The organism is Adhaeribacter arboris (assembly GCF_003023845.1).
In the GTDB taxonomy this organism is placed as follows: Bacteria; Bacteroidota; Bacteroidia; order Cytophagales; family Hymenobacteraceae; genus Adhaeribacter; species Adhaeribacter arboris.
In genome coordinates this window covers 153,478-175,835 of the sequence record NZ_PYFT01000002.1, presented here as the reverse complement: position 1 = coordinate 175,835, position 22,358 = coordinate 153,478, and the positions used below count along the sequence as shown (strand labels likewise).

Genomic DNA, 22,358 nt, shown 5'->3' with positions numbered 1-22,358 from the left:
TTTATTCCAAAGTTTAAAATGGCACCATATCATAAATTGACTTGATTAATTCATTAAATTTAGGAGAGTACTCTTTTGCATCCATTTTTATTGACGATAAGCGCGAAGGCATTGGAATCGGATCATCAGAGAGTAGTTTAGGGGTTGGATTGATGCGATTCATATAATCATTAGAAATTATTGGAGGGGGCTTCACAAATCTCACCGATGCCGCAGCTCCGCCTATACCGAGCTGAGCCCCTACTTTTGTCTTCTCCCCTATGGCTACTTCTGCACCCAGTTGGGGACCAAAAGAAGCTTCCCCACCAACACAGACAAATAATAGGCAGGCTTCTCCTTCCACTCCCACTGTTCCTGCTTCGGCACCCGCACCCAGGACCAGTGATCCATCTTTAACGCCTGCTTCTGCATTGCCTGCAAGAGAGTTGAATACTAATTTGCCACCAACGCCTAGTTCATACCCTTCTCCTTGAACTTTCTTTTCGCCTTCAAACGAAACCTCTGCCAGGGTGGATCTAATCTCAATAAGTGTGGCACTAAAGCCTTTATCATTTTTAAGCTGACTTCCCTGAATTACTGCATCGCTTCCAAAGGAAAATTCTAAAAATTTCATTTCAGTATGCTGTTCAACAATTATTGGCTCTCTCCCATCCGAGTCAATAAATTTGAGCGGGTTATTCAATACGTAGTTATAAGGTGACCAAGCATAGTACTTTTCGGCTATGGGGTCCACCATGTGCCATCTTCCCAAGTTCGCATCATACATCCTCGCGCCGTAGTCATACCAGTCGAGGCCTTCCTCCTTTTGAAATTCCTTGCCGTTATATTTCAAGCGCTGCTCTACTATCCTTTCCCGGCTGAATTGCTGGGCAATCCTTCCGAAAGGATAATAGTCCGTGGTGGCAATCAGCGGGGAATGCTTGTGGGTAATCTGAAGGTCATCGAAGAAAACATCGGTAATGGTAGCATTTTCATTGCTAAGATACATATAAATATAGCCGGGACGTTTGATTATCGCTTGCAAACCCAGCTTCTCGTGGGGTGTGTTCTTTCCAGTCTCCAGGGCTTGAGTGCTTACCTGATCAAAGCCCAAATCGTAGGGTATAAAATCCTGATCAAACAAAATATAGTTTAAATAGGCTTTGGGCGCGGCTTTATCAGTTTCCTCATCTGAATGAAGCAGTAGCCCGGCACCATGGAGAGCGGTCAGGCTTTGATAGGCCATTCCTGCTTCGCCAATGGTACTCGCCGAGAGCCCAAAGGCACTGCTTATGGCTGCCACTATGAACCTTTGTACATTCGTACTTTTAGAGGTTGGCGTAAAATACTTAGCATAAACTTCCATGTTGATGGTATCGCCCGGCATCACCTGAAGCGATTTTGCCAATCCAATAACCTCTTTTTCATTAGCCCCGCTTAGCCGCTGCGATCTAACGCCACTTTGCGTATGATTATACAGCGAAGAAGTATACCGCACCGCCCGGTCATAAGTAGGATTAAACTGGGCTGCTTCAGCAGCATTCGTTGCCTCTTCTAAGCTCGCCCGGTAGATCTCCTGTTGGGGGGCAGTGGTAAAAGTGGTTTTTACATTACCTAAATGGTCTTTTAAGTGATACTGGTATTCCCATCCGGAGGAGGACCTACCAGGAACCTGATGTACTATTCTTCCTTCCGGATGTTGAATTTCCTGCAGCGTATCATCGAGATAGAGGAAACTACTTACATAGTCCCTTTCCAATTTAACCGAGCCATTGGCAGCTACCACTTGCTGCTTAAGCTTCCTGCCGGAAATATCATAGGTGTACACCATGGCACGGCCATCAGTAAAGGTAATGGTGTCCGGAAGATTCAATATATTATAATGAATGGAAGCAATCTTCTTGTTGGAATCACTGATCAGGTTGCCATTGGCATCATAGGTATAATCCGTGGTTTGGCCCCGATCTTTAAAACCTTCTTTCACGTTCCCCCGGTCTTTTACCCCTACTAACTGATTGCCCGCATAATGGTACTCCAAGTCGTCGATGGTTTGGGTTATCCCTTCAATGGGGCCTTTCCGATTGAGCGTTGAGATATTTCCATTTTGGTCATAGGTAATTGCTTCGTTGTAGGTTCCGTTCAGGGAGGGATTGGAGGGTCGGGAATAGATGGCCATTTTGAGTTGGTTGGCCGGATCATAAGTATAGGAATAACCGCCTCTCACTGCACTACCCGAATCTTCTATCTCATAAGGTCTTTCCTCCTTAAAGGCACTCACATTTCCATTAAATTGACGAACGTTATGTAATTCTGTGCTGGGATCATTATAGTATAATTTGAAAGCATAAAAATCATTGTACAAGGCACCCGATTTTGTAATCGGTTTATTCATCGTGGACAACCACCCCCTGATATTGTATAGGTAATCCAGCGATTGCCAAGGCTTACCATTAGATTCAACATGCAGGTTCTTTTGGGTGAGTTCTCCTAGTTCATTATAGTGATGATCAGCAATTAAGATCTTTGACTCATTGTTCACTTGGTGATACACTTTTAGCAACCGGTCTTGGTGGTCATATTTATATTCCTTAGTAATGCTAACTTGCTCCTTGGCTTTGTGAACGTGTTTTTCTTTGGTAACCTTTCCAGTAAAATTGTACTGACTACTGGTTCGGTCCATTCCTTTCAAGTGATTATCCGAGATTACTTGCACGAGCCGGTAGCGTTTATCATAATAATTGACGCTGGTTAGGTATTGTTTTGTTCCTAAAACACGATTCTTCACGCCAGTCACCAGGCCTTGGACGCGGATAAAGGCCGCCGTTAAGCTAAGTGTTGGCTCTGGCACAAATTGATAGGGGGAGGAAAGAAAATCATAGTTATCGTAATAATTTACCGTATTTACCTCCAACTCATGGGTAAGGACCGGATACGAACGGTTAGTATATCCATGTACGGCTTTCCCTCGGTCCTCATAACGGAGAGAGGGGTTCTGGCTTATCTTGGAATAAAAATTCATTACCGCTTGGACCATTGATGCCTGATTTCCGGCATGGGTTATTTCTCCCTTCAGCACTACCCGGTCTAAAGCATCGTATTTGGTAAAGCTCCACTTGCCATGAGCACGTTGGTTGCCATCCTGTGACAACACCGGTCGATCCCATAAATCGTACACAAAAAATACGGGAGCAGCGCCTGGCACGTGTTTGACTATCAACCGGCCTCGCTCATCATATTGATAGTAAAAACATTCCCTCTGCAATGTTAACTCGTTAATGGTCAGGGTAGCCGCATTACCTAAGGATTTTACAGTTTTGGGAGGAATAACGAAACAGAGCATACCCAGGTCATTGTAGACGTAATACGTGCGCAACCGCTCGCCATTTTCACCCGGGCTCTCTGATAATACCATTCGTGCTGTTTTATCCGTGAATGTGTAAGCAGTCTGGCTGTGCTCATCAGTCGTTTGGTTAACTTCTAGCATACCAGCGGCGTAGGAAGTCGTTGAAGAAAGGCCAACTGCACTTTTCTTCCAGATTCGTACGTTATCGGAAGTTTGATTAGTCTTATACTGCTGCTTGGTGGTGTGCCCGCCCGCCAACCGCCAGTCTTCCCCCGGGGCGCCTTGTTCCACCACCCGGTTGAGCGGGGAGGATTCGTACTCAGTTTCAGAAAAAGGATACCGAGTGTTGGCTATCTGGTCATTGTTGCCTTGGTAAAATTCATTGAGTGCTACAGGATTAGAAGCCTTCAGGTGATAGTATTTGCCATCTTTCTGTTTTCGGACAAAAGGAAGGTATTTTTTAGGCTCCCTGCCAAAGGCATCATAAGACAAAAAAGCAACGGCATCCTTTCCCTTGGGTGAAGCCGCCTGCTGCACTGTCTGCAGCGAACGGGCAAAGCCATCCGCGTAAGTGGTGGAAACGCTGAATTGTTCTTTCGGCCGACCTTCCAGCTGCGACACACTTTGAATACCTTCCACCCGCATTCGTTGTTGCTTTACATAGTTTACCTTTAAGATTTCCCCGGTAATATTTTGCTGGGCTGAGGTCTGGCACTCAGTTTCACCATCAGGATGGGTGGCGCAGGCGGTTACTTGGTAATTGCCGGGTTGGGAGACATCGATGTAATACTGGTTCATTCCTTCCATCACCTGGTTATCAAGGTACCAGGTATAACCCGCCTTGTAATTATCCCGAACAGATAACCTCAGCTGAGGATCCTGGTAGGTAAGCACAAAACTCCCGTTGTCCGAAGAGATATTAGGTTGGGGGATGAAGCCTTTGGTGATCGCGATTTCACCCGAATAAACTTGCAGCCCGGAATAGGTAGCCAAAGCTAGATACCGGCCCGGACTCGAAACGGTAAAGGTGTCGGTGGTCATTGGACGGACAAGCTGCCCATTCCGATACCAGGTGACATCGCTGAAGGTGCTGAAATTGCTGACTTTAAAAACAGGGGCATCGGATACAGGATCGTAGGCCGTCTTGGAAACGCGTACAGTAGGAGCCTGGGTAGCTGGGTGAATGGTTACTGCTGCAATAGTCAGGGTGCTGCTTTGGCTGCCAAACTGGTAAGTCACCTCCATGCTGTACTCTGCCGGAACGACTGCCGGCCGGCATGTCTTTGTGGTGGACCGGTTCTCATCCACGCCATTCATAAACCATCTCCGTTCAGTCATGTAGGCGTCGGCATTAGAGGTGACACACAGCCGGGTCCTTGCATTGGGATCCAGGATAGCCGGACCGTTTATGCTAATATTGTGGGATAAGGCTGACACCGTGAACGAAGCAACATGCCTCCAAAAGGGATTGTTAGGGTTGGTGCTAAAGTTCACTTCGGCTGAATAGGTGCCTGCCTGAGTTACGCTACAAGTTGGCCCGCTACCTGCTGCTCCGCCGTTGCGCAGCCATCGCACTGGGAAATTGGTATTGTAGCCGCTTAGTAGAAGAACGGTGGCCGTGGTAATTCCCGGAATGCGGACCGTTGGACCACTGGTAATACTGATGGATGGAGCAAACAAAGCTTCGGTGGGTTTTGCCTGTAACGGTTTTATCAGTGCACCTACCAGCAACATCGTTATTAGTAGCACAAGAGATTGGCCTGACTTCATGGAAATCGTTTAATGGCTTGAGTTAAATTAATCCTGAATGGCATAGTGCACCTCTTCCTGAAAGACATAGTCATAGCATTCCAGAAGGTTACCATCCTGATCGCGTTTGCATTTCAGGCGGTTGAAGGCATCATATTCGTAGTGCACCGTCACATTATTGGCATCCGTCACTGAGGTGATACCGACCAGGGGTTCATAGGTAAAAGTAGTCATCTTGGCTCCTTTAGGGTACAATCGGACTTCATCCAGATAACCGTTGATTGTTTCGGTTGCAATTGAATTGCCAGGAATATAACTCGCAATGCTCTTTTCCTTATACACCCACCCTCCTGAGCCTTGCTTCAACCAATAGGTGAGTACATAGTTCCCTTTTTCGGTTGGTCGGTTTGCGGTTGGGATGGTATAAGCTCCGGTGATCGATCTGGATTTCCTGCCGGTTTTATGCTGAAGGGTAGTCGCTTGGAGATCTTCTTCAAAGCTAGTGTGGTATAGTTGTTGGGCTTTGGCGTGGTCCACCTTGGCAATCACTACGGTTCCGTTCTCTCCCCAGAGGTAGGAAGTATGCATGCCGTCTTTCATGGAATGCTCAAGGAGGTTGCCGTAGGTGTCGTAGCGGTGATAGATCAGCCTTTCTTCGTACAAGCCTTGGGCGGTTCGGTAGGGATTACCCGTTATAATTGGATCACTGATGCGTGCTCCAAGCACCGAGGATGGAAGGATCCTTCCATCGTGGAATTGAAAAGTGGTCTTGAGGGCAGACAAAAGGGAAACCTGGGCCGCGGTGTTTTTCTTCCAGACGAGCTTTTCCACTACGGAATTGGCCATATGGCGATTACGCATTGCATCAAGTATAGCACTGGTACCTGCCCGGTAATCTTCCGGATAAGTAAGCTGAGTGATCAGAGAATCATTCTCACTGTCCGTTTGGACGGACTTTACTAACTGTTTATGGGTGTTTTCATTGTATGTATTGACCTGGGTGGTTTGAAGTGAGATGCTTCCGGAATTAGCAGGATAATAGGTGGTTTCCCGGTTATTTTTCAAGCGGCTATAGCCCAAGATATTTTCGTAATTACCCAGCGCATACCGAGCCATCATATCCGGTCCAGTACGACCGGTTCCAGGAACGGCCCAACCCACCTTAATGGCTGGTATTTTTTTCTCCCGGAAGGCATACTCGTGTTGGATCCTTCTCAAGAGAGCCCCCTTCTGGTCAAACTCGGTTTGATCCTGTAGCAGCCCCCTTTTATAATCATAACTGGATGCTGGGGGAAAGGGCAACTCTAAAAGCGAGAAGTCGCCTACTTGGCGGGGAGAAGTGTAAGTATACACCGTCCTGCCGTTTTCACCATTTTCCCCTTGCCACACCGTGACCGAACTGTAACCCACATGGCTTCCCTGAGTGGTGCCAAATGTAGTCCGATTTTGAGAAAAGCGGAAGAATTTTTGGACTGTTTGAACAGTTCCCTCATTTCCAATCGGCTCCACATAGCGTGTCCAATAATCGTACTTAAACCGCGATTCCAGCAATGAACCGGAAGATTTCTCCTGATTGTCTTCTGTAATCCGGTAAGTGTACCGAGTCACTTTATCAGGATTGCCATTGCCGTATTGACGGGTGAGTCGGGCAATCCGGATTCCTCCTCCCTGTCTAATCTCCGTAAAGAAACGCCTGGTACCTTCCTGATAATTAACCGTTGCCCATACGGAATTCTGACCACCAAGGAGTTCGGGTGAAATTCGGGCGCTCACCACAAAGGAATAATCTCCGGCAAGTAGATCATATATTTTAGAATGTTGTATTATTTCAGGAATCCACTCGCCATTTGGGTCTTGATGAGCACTGCCACCTGGAGACCATCCAACTCGTTCTTTCGTTTTTTTATTGATTACATATGCAGAGATTGGGTAGGTGCCACCTCCGAAGTGCATTCTATACGTAAACTCCGCAGTAAGGCTGATTGACGTTGGGTAGGGGAGTGTAAATTCCTTTTCAAACGTAGATACGGAACCGACCTTCCCCTGGCCATTGGGTGCCGATCCATCATAATGCCTTGGAATGGTTATTTCCGTAATCAATTCCTGTTGCTGTTGGAAACTGTAATCATGAGGTTCAAACTCCAATACGTCCCGGCCTCCAGTTGGATACTGGATCTCGGTTAACATACCCGTCAGTACCCCATTCTTAGAAGGTTCCCGGTTTGCACCTGGCAAATCATACCGATTAGGATCTCGTGTCGGGGGATAAGGCTTATACGTAGTCGTGGCTGGTATCAGCGTTTGGGCACTGTTTTCATTGGCAAATCCCCAATGATCCTGTCTATATGACAATGGGTCAAGCGAACCGCCGCCAACATAGGAAAAGATATATGGTGGTTTGGCAAACGAACCACCCCACTCCGTGATTTGTTTAAGCATCAATATCTTATCGGAGCTATACTCAAATCTCCAGTCTCTGATGGTTCGCCCTCGGTTATTTGTGACCAGCACTTTTCCCAGCGTATACAATTCTCCCTCCACATCGGTGCGCCGATCGCCTTTTAAAAACTCAATGGTGGTTTGCCCAGAAGATGTGGTAATGCGACTTAAGTGTTTTCCCCGAAGAGTTAACGTTAATAATTCCCTCTTAACGGTTGCAGGAGCAAGCGAATAAGAATGCATCTGCGTTTCCATCGACCAAGTTTTGGTTCTTTGCTCATAGGGCTCATAGGTAAAGCGAATCCAGCTCTTGTTTCTTTCTCGGATAGTGGCCGAACTGATCTGAGAAAGATACCAGCTTTGGGGTATTTTGCCATCGTTGAGAGTCAGGCTGCAACTGATCGTTGGGTTAGAAGTTACTTGCGTCGTTTCATAATCCGTAAAAGCAAAGCTATAGGCAGTTCCGTTTTCCCCTACCACCTCCCAGCCACCTATGATGTCTAAAGTACCCTGTTTCTTATACCTGGGGGTAATTTTCAACTTGCTGCTGGAGGCAACTTCAATTTCTCCATCCCAGTTGAACATGAACTTACCCGTGTAGCCGGCGAAGTTGAAATAGAAAATGTCCGGTTCAATATCTATGCACCCTTCAGCTATCGCATTAATCCAGGGGTATTGCTGCTCTGCCGGAAGGATTCCTGGGGTGAAATCAGAGATTTGATGTTGTGTGGCCTGATATAAAAAGCCTCTTTTACCGTACTCGTCGGGCCAGCCTCTCACAGTGCGGGTGATCACGCCGGAAGCTTCCAAAATCCAGCCCAAGCCGGTTCTTGGGGCAATGGTACCCACTTTATTTCCGGATGCATGATAATTCAAGGAAATGGGAAGCGAGAGTTCCCGTTCTTTCACTTCATAAAGAGGAATAGTGATTTGAGGGGTTCCTGAATACAAGCTAACCGGTATATCCGCATACTTGGCCAACGCCGCCGCCTCCGGCGATGGGGGAATCAGATTGACATGAAAGGGTTCTTTGACTTGTGAAGGTTGCGCTGAAACAGCAATAGGATGATTTAATAATATTAATAGAAATAGTATTTCGATTAGAAAGGCTGCTGATTCAGAGAAATCTATTTGCTTAGTTGGCATACTAAAACTTAGGGTAGTTCCAATAGTGAAGTACATAAACTTTTTAGATTAAGTAATTTTAAGGTCCATATGCTAGAATTTCTGAATAGATCTTTCTGAATAGATTCTACTTTCTTTCAAAATTCAATTGAGAAGGCTGTAACTTAAAAGCTATTAGATTTGCTCATTGCTTTATCTATATTTTTAGCAGATTATTAGCAGATTAAATAATGCCTACTAAGATCAAGGAATATAACATTTGTATAGTAAAGCCAATTACAAATGCAATCTGGAAGGCACCTTGGGGTTTTCATTGTTAACACCCAAACCAAAACATGCTTAATTACCTTTCAAGGGAGCCTAATAAACTTCAATTAAATTTTATGTTGCTACAAGGAGAATCCTAAAATAAATAGGAACATTCTAGAGGATTGGACATCCTATATCGTGGGAGAGTAAGTAAGAAAACGCCCTAATAAGGACAACGGTGAGTAGCGAAAATAAATAAAATATAAAAAAGTTAATTCTCTTACAGGACAATAATTAATTTTCCAAAAAGAAAACTATCCTTTAGGTTAAGTTTTTGTCTAAATTAAAGACTTAACAGTAATATTACTAATGCAATTATAATTTTTATCTTAATAGTTCTTCTACCTCAATTATATCTTAATTTTAGCTATTTGCATTCGTATTTTCAAGGGCAGCTTATCGGTAAACAGAACGGAGTAAATGATTGCATACCTGTGAATCTACAATCTTGGCAAAAGTTATAAAGTTATTTAGGACAATTATTATAAAAAGTTCTTTACAAGAAATGTAAGCTTCCCTGAAAATAGAACTGTTTAGGAAGAGAAAAAATCTTAACTTAGAACAGTGCTTATGAAAAGAAAAACCTTCCCTTCGCAACAGATTGCCAAAATCCTCAAAGAGTTTGAGGAAGGCAAAAGCGCCGCCGAGATAAGCCGGGAGCATGGTGTGAGCCAAGGGGCTTTTTACAAATGGCGGCCACGTTACAATGGCGTGGATGCCACCGAACTCAAACGACTTAAGGACTTAGAAGAAGAGAACCGGCGGCTGAAAGCCATGTACGCCGAACTAGCCCTGGATCTAAAGCTAGCCAAGGAGATTATCGAAAAAAAGCTTTAAAGCCCTGTCAGAAGCGACAGATCGTGCAGGAAGTACTTCAACAGCCTCAAGCCGGCATTAACAGGGCGTGTCGGGTGTTAAACTTGAGTAAGTCAGTGTACTATTATCAATCGTACCAAGAGGATCGAGTGGTGAAAGAGGCTTTACAGCAGAAAGCCGAGCAGTACCCCCGAGAAGGGTTCTGGAAAGTTTATAGGCGGTTGCGCCAAGAAGGACAGCCGTGAAATCATAAACGGGTACATCGGCTCTACACCGCCCTGGGTTTAAACCTGCGGCGCAAAGCCAAAAAGCGATTACCGGCGCGTATTCAACAGCCTTTACAGGTGCCGAAAGAGATAAACCATACTTGGTCGATTGACTTCATGAGTGATGCCCTAATGAACGGGAGAAAGTTCCGTTCTTTTCATGTGCTGGATGATTATAACCGGGAAGCGCTGCATATCGAGGTAGATTATTCCCTAAAGAGCAATCGGGTAGTTTGGGTGCTCAATCATTTAATCCAGCGCCGGGAAAAACCAAAGCGGATTAGAATGGATAACGGGCCCGAGTTCGTGACCACGCTCATGGCCGAGTGGAGCCAGATGCAAGAGATAGAATTTATCTTCATTCAGCCCGGTAAACCAACCCAGAATGCCTTTGTAGAACGGTTTAATGGTACTTTCCGCCGGCATGTACTGGATGCTTACTTGTTGGACAACCTCCAGGAAGTCCGGGAAATTACTTCTACTTGGTTAGAGGATTACAACTATAAAAGACCACATGATGCTTTAGGTGGACTCTCTCCCATTGAGTTTGCGAAGAAAAAACAACGGGAACAACTTTTATCAACTTAAACTATTTTTATACTTTTAACCAGTTCTGAAAACGGGAAGCCGACACGATGACTTAGATATTTTTAGCTCCGCTTTTGTTACCCGCTTCGCCGCTTTCAGCCAGGCAGCGGCTGCTTTTCTAAACCCCTACACGGATGGGCCGCCTTTCTTCACGCCCGTTAACGAGATCTCTTACTTCTGTTGGGTCGGCGGGGAGGTAGGCACCGTTTACCCCTACGCCAAAGACCGGGGTTACGAAATGAAGCTGCAACTAGTACGCGCGGCGCTGGCCAGCATGGATGCCATCTGGGAAGTTAGCCCCCAGGCGCGTTTTGTCCACGTCGAGCCCTTGATTCACGTGGCGGTGCCGCGAGATCGTCCGGAGCTAGCGGAAACTGCCCTTTCGGATCACGCCACTCAATTCGAAGCCTACAACATCATGGCGGGATGGCGCCACCCGGAACTGGGCGGCGCTGCCAAATACCTGGATATTATCGGCTGCAACTTCTACCACGATAACCAGTGGTTTTGCCGGGGAGCCTACGTTTCCTGGCACGAGGAAACACCGGATCCGGATTGGGTACCCCTACACCGTTTGATTCAGCAGGTGTATAAGCGCTACCAGCGACCAATGATCATCAGCGAGACCAGCCACTACGGCGGGAACCGACCGGCCTGGATGCGCATGATCACCCGTGAAGTACAACAAGTGCTTAGTCAGCAGATTCCCTTGCTGGGCGTTTGCCTGTATCCCATCCTGGATCGTTCGGATTGGGAAAACGACGATCATTGGCACAACAGCGGTTTGTGGGATTATCAGTTGGGCGAAGAAGGACGACACTTGCGCGTCTTAGCCCCGGACTACGCAGCCGAAATACAACGGGCCGGGCAACTTTTCCCCCAAGCATCTCCCAACAAGGTGTTTACCACCGTATTGGGAGGGTATTAGCCAATTTCAGGAGATGCAAATAGGCAAAAGCTACCAGCCTGGCAAGCTTTACCTGATTGTCGTACGAAAAGGCTTCCCGGTTAACCAGGTGAGTGCTTGCTCGCGATCCGTGAAGTTCTGAATTAAATAGGTTGGTGCTTCACTGCTGAGTACGTCTTGTTGCACCCGCCGGGCCATTGCCTCCAACGGGGTCGTCGCGCTAACCAGGCGCGCCACTTTACGCAGATTCGTTTTTTGCAGCTGCAGAGAAACACGGTAAATCAGGTCGTGGTATTCGGGTTCGGCCACTTCCACGACGGCCTGGCTGGAGTCTAGCAGTAAGTGGTGGATGTTATAATTACGCACGTGATCCACCATGATCTCAAAACAAAGCTCGGCCTGGCTTAAGGCCGGGGTTTGCATATCGGGTAAAGTCACAAATAAGGTGTCAGTAGACGAATCATAATCCAGCAGAAAATGACCGTTGTCAAATAAGATCATAGTGCTGGCGTATACGGTAAAGGTATCCTTATGTTCTTGCGGGTTAGTCCTTGGTTTTATGGATGGGACGGAGTATTTCGGTAAATTCTTCTTGGTTCAAGGTTCGTAACCTTTGATTTAGCTGCACCTTTAATTGTTGGTAGCGCACTTTCTGATCGAGCGTCAGATTCTGCTGCAAGATTTCTGAGATATAGCGGACATAGTCCGCTATATCGGTACGGGTTAATTGCTTAATAACTATATTCTCAAAAATATGATCGATTAATCCTGCCATATACGTGCCTGTTATCAAGTTCCGTCAGCTAGCGTATACGCGCAAAAGGCCGGTATTTTCTACGGATTTGTATCCGCCTTAGTACCCATTCTAGAGTTAGAACTACCTCGTAAAACTTTGGAGATAGAACTTTGAATTCCCAAACCAGCTATTCTCATAAAATAAATACCGAATGTTATTGGAGCCGGGTAATATGTAGGAAAAGGACTTGTCTAGCTATAATTAACTTTGCGGCTTTAAAAAGATGAGAACCCTAAAAACAAACAACCCCTAACCAGATTACTCGAGCTAGGGGTTGATTTTTTATCTATAACAAATCTATTGCAACGCTTTCTTGAGCTCGTCCGTGGCTAATTTCTGGGCCTCCTTGGCCTGCGGTACTACCGTGGCCATGCCGAAGAATTCATGTGTAACGCCTTCGTACACTTTGGAAGTTACCGCAATGCCGGCACCTTTTAACTTGGCGGCATAAGCCTGGCCTTCACTCTGCAACGGATCAATCTCGGCGTTAATCACCGTAGCGGGTGGTAAACCCGTGACGTTAGCCACATCTACCAGGGAGATATAAGGACTGTCCCCATCGGCCGGCGTGTTGAAGTACTGGGTAAAGAACCACTGCATCAAAGCTTTACTCAAAGGCTTGGCATTGGCGTACTGATTATAAGAAGTTGTATTGGTATTGTTATCGGCAATTGGGTAAACCAGTAATTGGTGCAGGGGCATTTGAACGCCATTATCCCGGGCCATGATGCAAACGGCCGAAGCTAAGCTCCCGCCGGCACTCTCGCCCGCTACCGCTACTTTCTGCGGGTTGATGCCCAAAGTGGCCGCGTTAGCTAGCACCCACTGGTAAGCGGCGTAGGAATCTTGATGAGCCGTTGGATACTTGAACTCGGGTCCTTTGCGGTACTCTACTGATACTACTACTGCGTTGGTTTGTTCGGCCAAGGCCCGGGCGGAAGCATCGTAAGTATTAATAGTGGCAATCACCCAGCCACCCCCGTGGTAATACACAATCCCGGGCAAAGCGCCAGAAGCATTCTTAGGCTTATAGCTACGGACGTGAATGCTGCCGCCCGATACCGGTACGGTGTAACCCATGGTATCCACTATGGAAGGCGGCATAGCAATGTTGTTGTTCTTCATCACGGCCATTACCGCATCGGTAGCCGTCGGAGCCAAGCGGGCTTGCTGCGGGGTAAGGGTATTCAGGGGCACGCTTTTGGATAAACTATCCAGGGCTTCGATCACCGCCTGCATCTCGGGTTTAATGGTGGGTCCCCACTCGGGTTTGGGTTTACTCGGGTCAATGCCGGTATCCGAATCATCGTCCTGGCAAGACGAAAGAGTTACTACCAAGCCCAAAATGGTTAAAAAATAAAGGAGTCGCGATCTATTGATGAAGGAATAAACAGGGTTCTTGTGGGGTTGGGTGTTGGGGTTAAGGTGCATTATGAAGCATTAAAAAGGTGAAAATTCAGTTAAAAGGTTGCTATATTAAACTAAGGAGAATGTACCATCAGTACCGCCCTGGGTAGTAAAGGAATCCCGAAAGCAAGTTTTCCGGGAACTTTCCAGCGCAAGAACGTCAACGGCAATTAGGTGTTCAGCACTAATTAACTGAAAGACAATAAGGTGAGTAATTGCAAACAAAAGTAGTGGAGAAACAAAAAGGCAGCTGTAATCCAACAAAGTCTAATAGCAGCCTTTACCAGCATCGTAACCGGAAGGTTACAGTGTATAAAAAAAGTTATATTCCAAAATATAAGTTGATCTTATTTTAAGATAATAATCTAACTTCTTTAAAGGGTATTAATAATATAATTGAAAGAGCCCGATTGATTTCACATTTTGTTAGGAAGGTTTTCCAGTAATCCAATACATGGCTTGGTAGTAATGCTCAAAACTTTTAAATTCTATCCCGTTATAAGAGATTAGTAAAGCCGCATATTGTTCCTGGACTACTTTATCGTAATCCGTGCTACCCGAGGCCACGCGGGCAATTTTAGTGAGCGTGGGAATAAAGCGCATCCCCTTGAAATATTGTTGTAGCGGCACCTGCTGCACGGCCGGCATGCTCTCTTGCATGTCCACGTAACTAGCATCTAATAACAAACTTTCTATCTGATACATATTGGCTACTTTAATTAATTCCGAAATAAGGATCTCCCATTTCTGAGACTCTAAAACGCCGATCCATCTTAATTCTAACGTTTTATATTCGGGATGATACTCTAACTCAAAATTTTCACTTTCAAATACAATCATATTGGTTGGGCAAAGTAGTACGGGTGGAATTAGCCATCCATCCGCTGGTGTACCTATTTACTTTAAAACAACCAATAAGAAATCGGGGCGAAGTTCTGCAAGATTATACGCATTGGCGGAAGCCAAGAAGTAAACTATACTCAGGTTCTTATTAGATTATTCTACCATTACGCTTCTAAACTTTTCTTCGGTAAGAGGCTTTTCTAAATACCCGATGATGGGGTACTTGTGGGCCATTAGATAATCAAGCGGATTGTTGGAGGAGGTAAGAATAGCAATTTTGAAGACAGCAGCATCTAGAGATAGGTTCTGCAATTCCCGTAAGAATTCAAACCCATTCATGACGGGCATGTTGATATCCAGGAGGATGAGCTCGGGACAGTTGTTAACTAAACAAGCTTGATTTAACACGGTCAATGCTTCCTGCCCGTTGCTGGCGGCTAAGATTTGGTTATGTTGATCCACGCTGGTGATTACCCTCTTCATCAAAAACGGGTAGTAGCATCATCGTCTACAATAAGTATCATAAATAGGCTTGTTAGGTCAGCACACAGCAGCAAAGTAGCTTATACGGCTAGTAAGTTCTAGGAATTACACGATTCTACTATTCAAATAGCAATAGATTAATGGATACGGTAATTTACTTTTTTCTAAAGGTTGGGGAATAATTCAGCTAATCAGGCAGTTTAAGCAGGAAAGAGGACGCTAGGGTGAGTTTCTGGAAAAGGAAGGTACTACTTTCTAATCCAACAAATTCACAAGCCGACTCCTTGTTAACAGTCTGTTTCAACTATGCCTGCTCTGGATTCAACAAGTTACTTAATTGATTGTTTTTCTAAGATTACAGCGGTTTATTAAACATAACTCCACTTATAAGTCATTAAATTTTATATTTGAAGGCAAAAATTAAAAAGTTGCTTGTAAAATATTCTACTTAAATAATATTGCTACTACAGTCTTGTATTCAAATGCACATTATTTAACCTAGCTCTAATTAATAAAGTGATCCACTAAATTGGTCAATCATTTAAGTACTATTAGTTGAATGTTAATTGTTATTTTTATATAAGTTAATTGTTATTTTTATATAAAATATTACTTTTTAAATAAACAATATTTTAACTAAGTAAAGTTTGATTCTACTTACTCATAATTATTTATCGTATTTGTTAAGATTTATCCCTTCAAAATAGGTATAAAGCCCCCTGAGTAGTATTGGCCAGATAAGATTTAATGATTGGAATTAGTTGCCTGGTTTTGTACTTTTAAGACGAGACTGCGTAATAAACATTAGTTCCTAACTTAATATTATTTAAGTTTTAAGCCAGGTTTTGCAGTTGGTGGACTTCAATTATTCAATATAGGCAAGTTAATGGTTCAAAAATTCCGCTTCCTAATTTTTACTTGGTTGTTGTTACCTTTTATCTTGTACGGGGAAGGATCCAAGCAATTAACTCCGAATAAATCAGCAGCAGCCTTAACCAGCACCTTAAATGATAAAGCCGGTTATTTAGCACATGATGCGAACTTACCAAGTGCGACCGGCGTAGCTATTACTTCCCTCAGTTTCCTTAAGCCCACCGGTTTTAGCCGGAATGGAGCAACTTACTCGAAAGATCACCGGCTGTACATTCGTGTGAAAGCAGGAGAGAGGCTGTTCTATGGGGTGCACCGAGCTATTCATGATCAAACCAATGCTAATCAAGCCAATCTAACGATCACTCTACGCCGAACCAATGCCGCCACCAGTGTCGACGATGCTACCTTTTCACAAGCTAACACCCTCACTGCTAATACTACCTCCACAAGAGATATGTTATTAGTAGCCAATCAGAACGGCGTGATTGATAATGCCACCGAAGCAGAAAATGGACCTAATAGAAGTATAAATGGAAAAACGGTAACAAATGGCTATACGCCCCTGAGTATTTACAATAATACGGCAGTAGACTATGACTATTATGTAGAATTCACGCAAGTAGGCGAAAGCACCTGGACAGATGATGCACGGCGGTTTTCCGTTTATGACTTGTGGGATTTTACGGTGATTGATGCGAACGGCGATGAAAAGCCTGGCCGGATGCGGAGTAAGCTGTGGTCATTTTCTGCAGGTGGAGCAGAGAATGTTTTCTCTAAAGATTTTAACATGTATCCACTCATTCCCAGTGAGGATCAGCCAGACCGGTACTTTGTGAAGAAAGTGGAACTAGCTGGTCTCTCCCCCCAGAACTTCTTTCGCTTTGTCACGAACCGATTTGGCTCCACTACGGCTGGCGGAACAGCCGTTACCGAAAGAAGAAAAAGTCAGACCAGTCAAACCGACTATCCGGAATTATTTAATTTCGTGAACAATCCTGATCCTACGATTTGGCAAAGTGCCACGGCACCTACTTTTTCAGTTATCCTTTCTTTTAGCTGCAATACCACTACCAATGGGGGTAAATCCGTATTTGCGCTGAACACCAGCGAAAGTGGCACCTTTCTCGTTTTGATTAACCTGAACGGGGTGGAAGGTTATCAGGCTGGTACGGCTGACGTATTACTGGAATCTACCGGTGCCAAAGGTACCCGCACCCTGGAGTGGAATGGTTTAAATGGTTTAGGCCAAGTGGTAGCTAAAAATACCTCCCTTAACTTTTTCTTCCGCAATAATAGTGCTCCCCTTCATTTTCCCTTGTGGGATGCGGAGGCCAATGCGGATGGTTTCCGGGTACAGGATGTTCGGCCACTTGTGGGTTCTAATTACAATGGTTTATTATTTTGGGACGACTCTAATCTTCCTACTGTGGCTTTCCCAACTCCTCAAACGGAACTTTATGGCATCGTTTCTACGGCTGGGGTGCACCGTTGGGGGTCTGCCACGACCACTGCGGGAGATTTAAAGACTGTCAATACCTGGACCTATGGACACACCGAATCCTCCAGTAGAACGGCGGTTTTTACTTATGATTGTAGTGCTGATATAGCCGTGACTAATAGCGTGGAGCCAGCGCCTTACATTATCGGAAAACCGGTTACCTACACCCTTACGGTTACTAATAATGGACCGGTCGCCGCGAGCAACGTCCAAGTCACCGATAAACTAGACCTGACAAAATTAGCATTTATAAGCTCCTCCGATGTTAGCTATAACTCTGGCACGGGCGTTTGGAACATAGGCTCTTTAGCCATGGGTGCTTCCAGAACCTTAACCATTACGGCCAAACCCTTGGTGCTGGGTGCTATTTCCGCCACCGCTACCCAAACGCACACCGAAGCGGATAATGTTGCTACCAACGACAAAGCCGTAGCTACTATCAACGTGCAGTCCGCGGCAGACATAGAAGTAAAGAACACCAGTGATAAAACCAATTATAATAATGGTGACGTAGTGACTTACGCGATAACGGCCAAGAACTTAGGACCCAATGCGGCAACCGGAGTTATTGTTACGGATAAACTACCCACCGGACTAACTCTGGAAGGAACGGCTCCTGCGGGTTATAACGCTACCACTGGTGCCTGGGCGGTTGGCACCTTAGCCCTGAATGAAACAAAAACCCTGACCTTGAAAGCCAAAGTATCATCTTTAGGCGCCATCACTACTACGGCCGAGTTGGGTAGCCGTACCGGTTATGAATTGGATGATAATTCCAACAACAATACTTCAGCTACTACCATCACGATCGCGCCGGCCGCGGATGTGGTTGTAACGAATGTAGTCTCTAATGCTATTCCCAATCAGAATGGGAGTATTACTTATACTATCCAGGCCACTAACAATGGACCAAACGATGCGACGAATGTCATCGTAAGTGGCGCTTTGCCTTCCGGCTTGAGTTTTACCGGTTATACAGCTTCGGTTGGAACAGTAGGTCTGGGAACTGGCACAGGAACCTGGAATATTGGCACTATCCCTGCTGGCAACACTCAGACTCTGACTCTCACGGCAACACCCACCACCACCGGAACTATTAATTTAACTCTTTCTCAATCGCATTCCGAATACGACTTCAATAGCCTAAATAATGCAGCCACTAGTACCATTACCGTAAAACCAACCGCAGAAGTAGCTGTCACCAATGTGGTTACCTCTCCGATAAAAACCACTTATGCTAATGGAGATCAAATTACCTACACGGTGACAGTAAAGAACAATGGACCTAGCCCAACTACTAACTTGGTGGTGACCGATAAATTGCCTGGTAGCTTAAGCTTTAACAACGCTGTTCCGACAACTGGCACCTATACCTCCGGCACCGGGGCGTGGAATATTGGCACCTTAGCCAGTGGCAATTCCGCGACACTTACTTTAACAGCAACGGTCAATCAGAGCGCTGTTATCACAACTACTGCCTCCCAAACGCACACCGAATTTGATGATGTGACTGGAAATAATAGTGCCTCTAACACCATTACTTCCGGAACCGGAGTAGTTACAGCGGACATCCAGGTGTCGGTTTTAAAGTCAGCGGGACCTTATTATACCGGTCAGGAAATCACCCTGACTGTCCGGGTAAAAAACGCGGGCCAAGATGCGGCAACCGACCTGAAGGTGAATGTGCCCGTACCCGCTGGTTTTACTTTAAAGCAGGCAGATCCTCAAATAGGTTCCTATGACGGTTCCACCTGGACAGTAGGGAACCTTTCTGCTAGCGGCGAAGCGGAACTCTCTCTAATAGTTACTCCCAACGTGGATAATACCACTACTGGTAATAAAGACTATACCTTTGCTGCTGCTAAAATCTCGGCTAATGAGGCAGATACTAATACTACTAACAATTCAGCTTCTACTTCTCTAACGGTTCAGAAATTGGCGGATGTGGCGGTAACGGTGGATGTAACCGGTGATGTGAATGGAATTTTCTATAAAGGATTAACCGAAGCTACCTTTACCATGCGGTTAACCAATAAAGGACCTGATAAGGCAACTAATCTGGTGGGTAGAGATACCCGTACCGGCACCATAGATTTTACCTACGTGGAGCCTGGGAAAGGTTATAATTCTCAAACCGGGGAATGGCTGGTGAGCGAATTAGCCGCTGGGGAGACTATTACCCTAGTGGTCAAAGGTAAACCTAATACTACCGGCCGTTTAAATCTAGGCGGCACCAAACTCTCCCAGAATCAAACGGATTTAGTTCCGGAGAATGATCGCGCAGTAGCTCTGGTAAATGTGGTACCAGTAGCTGAACTGCAGGTGACCAATACCGCTGCTCGGACAACGCTCCCCAATGGGGAAACAACCATCCTTACCGTAACCGTGAAGAACAATAGTACTGACGCGGCCACAGGTGTGCTAATCTTGGATAAACTACCCGCTGGTCTTAGTTTAGTGGGAGCTGATCCTTCGGTAGGAACCTACGACGAAGCGAGCGGTATTTGGAACCTTGGAACCGACTTATTGCCTGGTACTACTCAGACCTTGGTGCTTACGGTAAAACCAACTTCTCCTGCTTCGTACACCACGACCGCTTCCATTGCATCAGTGGGTCAGTACGACAGTAATCCCAATAACAATAGCCAGGCAGCGACGATCCAAAGCGTGGCCACGGCCGATATTGCTGTAAGCAGTTCCATTGTGGAAGGACCCTATGCCGTAGGTGGTCAGTACCTGGTGACCATTACTGCCACGAATTTGGGTCCAAATGTAGCTACTGGAGTAGTAATAGCAGCCGGAGTAGCCCCCGGCTTAAAATTAGTGCCTGGTAGTGGCACACCAGCCCCTGGCACCACTATTGATCCGGCGGCCGGCCTTTGGACCATTGGTAATCTGGGCGTGAACGAATCTAAGAATTTGACCTTGTTGGCGCAGCCCGCTGCCATTGGTGTACTAAATAGCTTGGGGTATAAGTATGCTGCTAATGAGTTTGATCCCAATGGAGGCAATACCAAAGATGGTAACAACAGTACAGTAATTCATATTACCGTACCTGATCGGGAAGCTACTTATCAAGTATTAAACACCAATAAGCACCTGTTTGCTTATCAAACAGGAGAACATTTGGCGGAAGTGACCGACCCCGATGGACCCATTCAAAATGCCAAAATTGTTAGTGGTTCTTTACCGGCTGGGGTTCGTTTAGACAACGACGGAGAACTGGAAATAGATAACCGATTCTCTTTGGTTCCGGGTACTTACAACCTAACTATTGAAACCACTGATGCTTTGGGCGGTATTTCCACAAGTACTGTTATTTATACCATCTTAGGCGATTGGGATCAGGACGGAATTGCTGATGAAGATGACTTAGATGACAACAACGATGGAATATCGGACTTAGGTAATTTTGATGTTGATCCTAGGGGTGACGCAGACGGAGATGGCAAACCTAACTATGTAGATATTGACTTTAACCATCCTATGTACGGTGGTTTCCGGGATAGGAATTTTGATGGCATCAATGATGCCTTCGATTTGGATGAAGATGGCTTAATCACTGGGTATGACCTGGATGAAGATGGGGATGGTATCCCCAATGCAATTGAGGCAAATGAGGGAATCGTGCCGCCGGATAATATCTATGATGCGGCGAAAGCTATTTTCATCGGCAGCGTTGGGGCGAACGGAATGCCTGATGCCATTGAAACTAACCCTGATAGCGATGTTTCTGCATTGCTTAATCCTGACATCGATAATGATGGGGTAAGTGACTTTATAGATATTGACGCTGATAACGACGGGATTTTAGATAATTTTGAATCTCAAGCGACCAACGCGTATGTGAACGGTTTAGGATCGGATAGCGATTTTGACGGTCTTAGCGATGGGTATGATGGCACTACGGGTGGGAAAATCATTATTCCCATCGACATTGAAAGTGATGGTCTGCCTGATTACCGGGATACCGATAGTGATGATGATTTCTCCGGAGATTATGTGGAAGCTTTTGATGACAATGCGGAAGGAGAGTCTTTTGATGATTTATTTGAACGCGCCCGGGTTTTTGAGGAAGAATATAACAAAGGATGGTATATAAATTCGGACGTGGATGAATCCGGATTTCCTAATTGGTTACAGTGGGCTCCGGATTACCCTGCTTTCCTAACCAAGGGTAGTAACTACTACCATGACACGGATCTGGATGGCCTGGTAGATTTATTTGACGTGGATAACGGCGGGCACAGTGTTTCCTTGCAAACGGCCTCCAACGGGGAATATGCTTTCCGTCAGGAAGGATTAATTATTTTACTTCCAGTTGCTTTGATAAAATTTGAAGGTAAAATGCAGGAAAAAGGGGTTGTATTAACCTGGTTCACGGCTTCGGAGAAAAACAATGCCTACTTTTTAGTGGAGAGAAGCACAGATGCCATCAACTTTAAGTCTATTGGCCAAGTGGCCGGAGCAGGTACGACGAATCAACAAAGGGATTATAATTTCCTGGATGCCCAAAGTTTGTCCGGCACTACTTACTATCGATTAAAGCAAATAGACTTTAATGGAAAGTACGAATATAGCGAAATTATTGTGGTCGAATCAAATGCGGTTCGGATACCAGTAGAAGTAAAAGTTTATCCTAATCCTACCCCGGATATTGTTAAGCTAGACTTTATCGGCGTTGGTAACGACAAAGCTATTGTGCAAGTCTATACTATAAACGGCAGATTAGTGGCTACTCACCAGTTAGAAATAGGTACCATTCCCAGTATTGATTTGTCCGGATTTCGGACGGGAATTTACTTGCTGAAAATCAAAGGTTCTAGGTTCGAAACAATCAAACGGGTAGTAAAACAATAAATTCTATCTATACTTTAAAATTGAAAAGGCACCTTTTACATTATAACCTATTTTCTTTAAATACATAAAGCCACTAT

General features: G+C 45.3%; 9 protein-coding genes and 1 pseudogene. 3 read left to right on the top strand and 7 right to left on the bottom strand.

What is annotated here, in order from left to right:
- Positions 1–13 precede the first annotated feature (13 nt).
- Together AHMF7605_RS29190 and AHMF7605_RS29185 are read right to left on the bottom strand one after the other, a co-directional pair.
- On the bottom strand, positions 14–4,363 hold the full coding sequence (locus AHMF7605_RS29190) for a DUF6443 domain-containing protein (RefSeq protein WP_199200383.1): 4,350 nt from the start codon (positions 4,361–4,363) through the stop codon (positions 14–16).
- Positions 4,364–5,119: 756 nt separating this feature from the next.
- Positions 5,120–8,692: a hypothetical protein gene (locus AHMF7605_RS29185; protein ID WP_106933791.1), complete on the bottom strand. Its 3,573-nt coding sequence runs from the start codon at positions 8,690–8,692 to the stop codon at positions 5,120–5,122.
- 822 nt (positions 8,693–9,514) lie between these two features.
- Between AHMF7605_RS29185 and AHMF7605_RS30735 the strand changes: the two are divergent.
- Positions 9,515–10,581: pseudogene (locus AHMF7605_RS30735) on the top strand (IS3 family transposase); the annotation flags it as partial.
- Between the two features lie 361 nt (positions 10,582–10,942).
- Positions 10,943–11,542 carry a hypothetical protein gene (locus AHMF7605_RS29165; RefSeq protein WP_146153709.1) on the top strand — a complete coding sequence of 200 codons (600 nt, stop codon included), beginning with the start codon at positions 10,943–10,945 and terminating at the stop codon, positions 11,540–11,542.
- Positions 11,543–11,590: 48 nt separating this feature from the next.
- Here the strand turns inward: AHMF7605_RS29165 and AHMF7605_RS29160 are convergent, their stop codons facing one another.
- The 5 genes from AHMF7605_RS29160 to AHMF7605_RS29140 all read right to left on the bottom strand — a co-directional run bounded on the left by AHMF7605_RS29160 (position 11,591) and on the right by AHMF7605_RS29140 (position 15,050).
- Positions 11,591–12,022, bottom strand: coding sequence for a hypothetical protein (locus AHMF7605_RS29160; RefSeq protein WP_106933786.1), 432 nt, complete (start codon positions 12,020–12,022; stop codon positions 11,591–11,593).
- 43 nt (positions 12,023–12,065) lie between these two features.
- Positions 12,066–12,296 (bottom strand): hypothetical protein, encoded by a 231-nt coding sequence (locus AHMF7605_RS29155; protein ID WP_106933785.1) that lies wholly within the window; start codon positions 12,294–12,296, stop codon positions 12,066–12,068.
- 318 nt (positions 12,297–12,614) lie between these two features.
- On the bottom strand, positions 12,615–13,748 hold the full coding sequence (locus AHMF7605_RS29150) for an alpha/beta hydrolase (RefSeq protein ID WP_199200382.1): 1,134 nt from the start codon (positions 13,746–13,748) through the stop codon (positions 12,615–12,617).
- A gap of 402 nt (positions 13,749–14,150) precedes the next feature.
- A complete protein-coding gene (locus AHMF7605_RS29145) occupies positions 14,151–14,564 on the bottom strand; it encodes a hypothetical protein (protein WP_106933784.1) in 414 nt (137 codons plus the stop codon).
- 156 nt (positions 14,565–14,720) lie between these two features.
- Positions 14,721–15,050: a response regulator gene (locus tag AHMF7605_RS29140; protein ID WP_106933783.1), complete on the bottom strand. Its 330-nt coding sequence runs from the start codon at positions 15,048–15,050 to the stop codon at positions 14,721–14,723.
- Between the two features lie 886 nt (positions 15,051–15,936).
- On the opposite strand from AHMF7605_RS29140, the gene AHMF7605_RS29135 reads away from it, so the two are divergent.
- Entirely contained in the window at positions 15,937–22,281 is a 6,345-nt protein-coding gene (locus AHMF7605_RS29135) for a T9SS type A sorting domain-containing protein (protein ID WP_106933782.1), read from the top strand.
- The last annotated feature ends 77 nt before the right edge of the window (positions 22,282–22,358 follow it).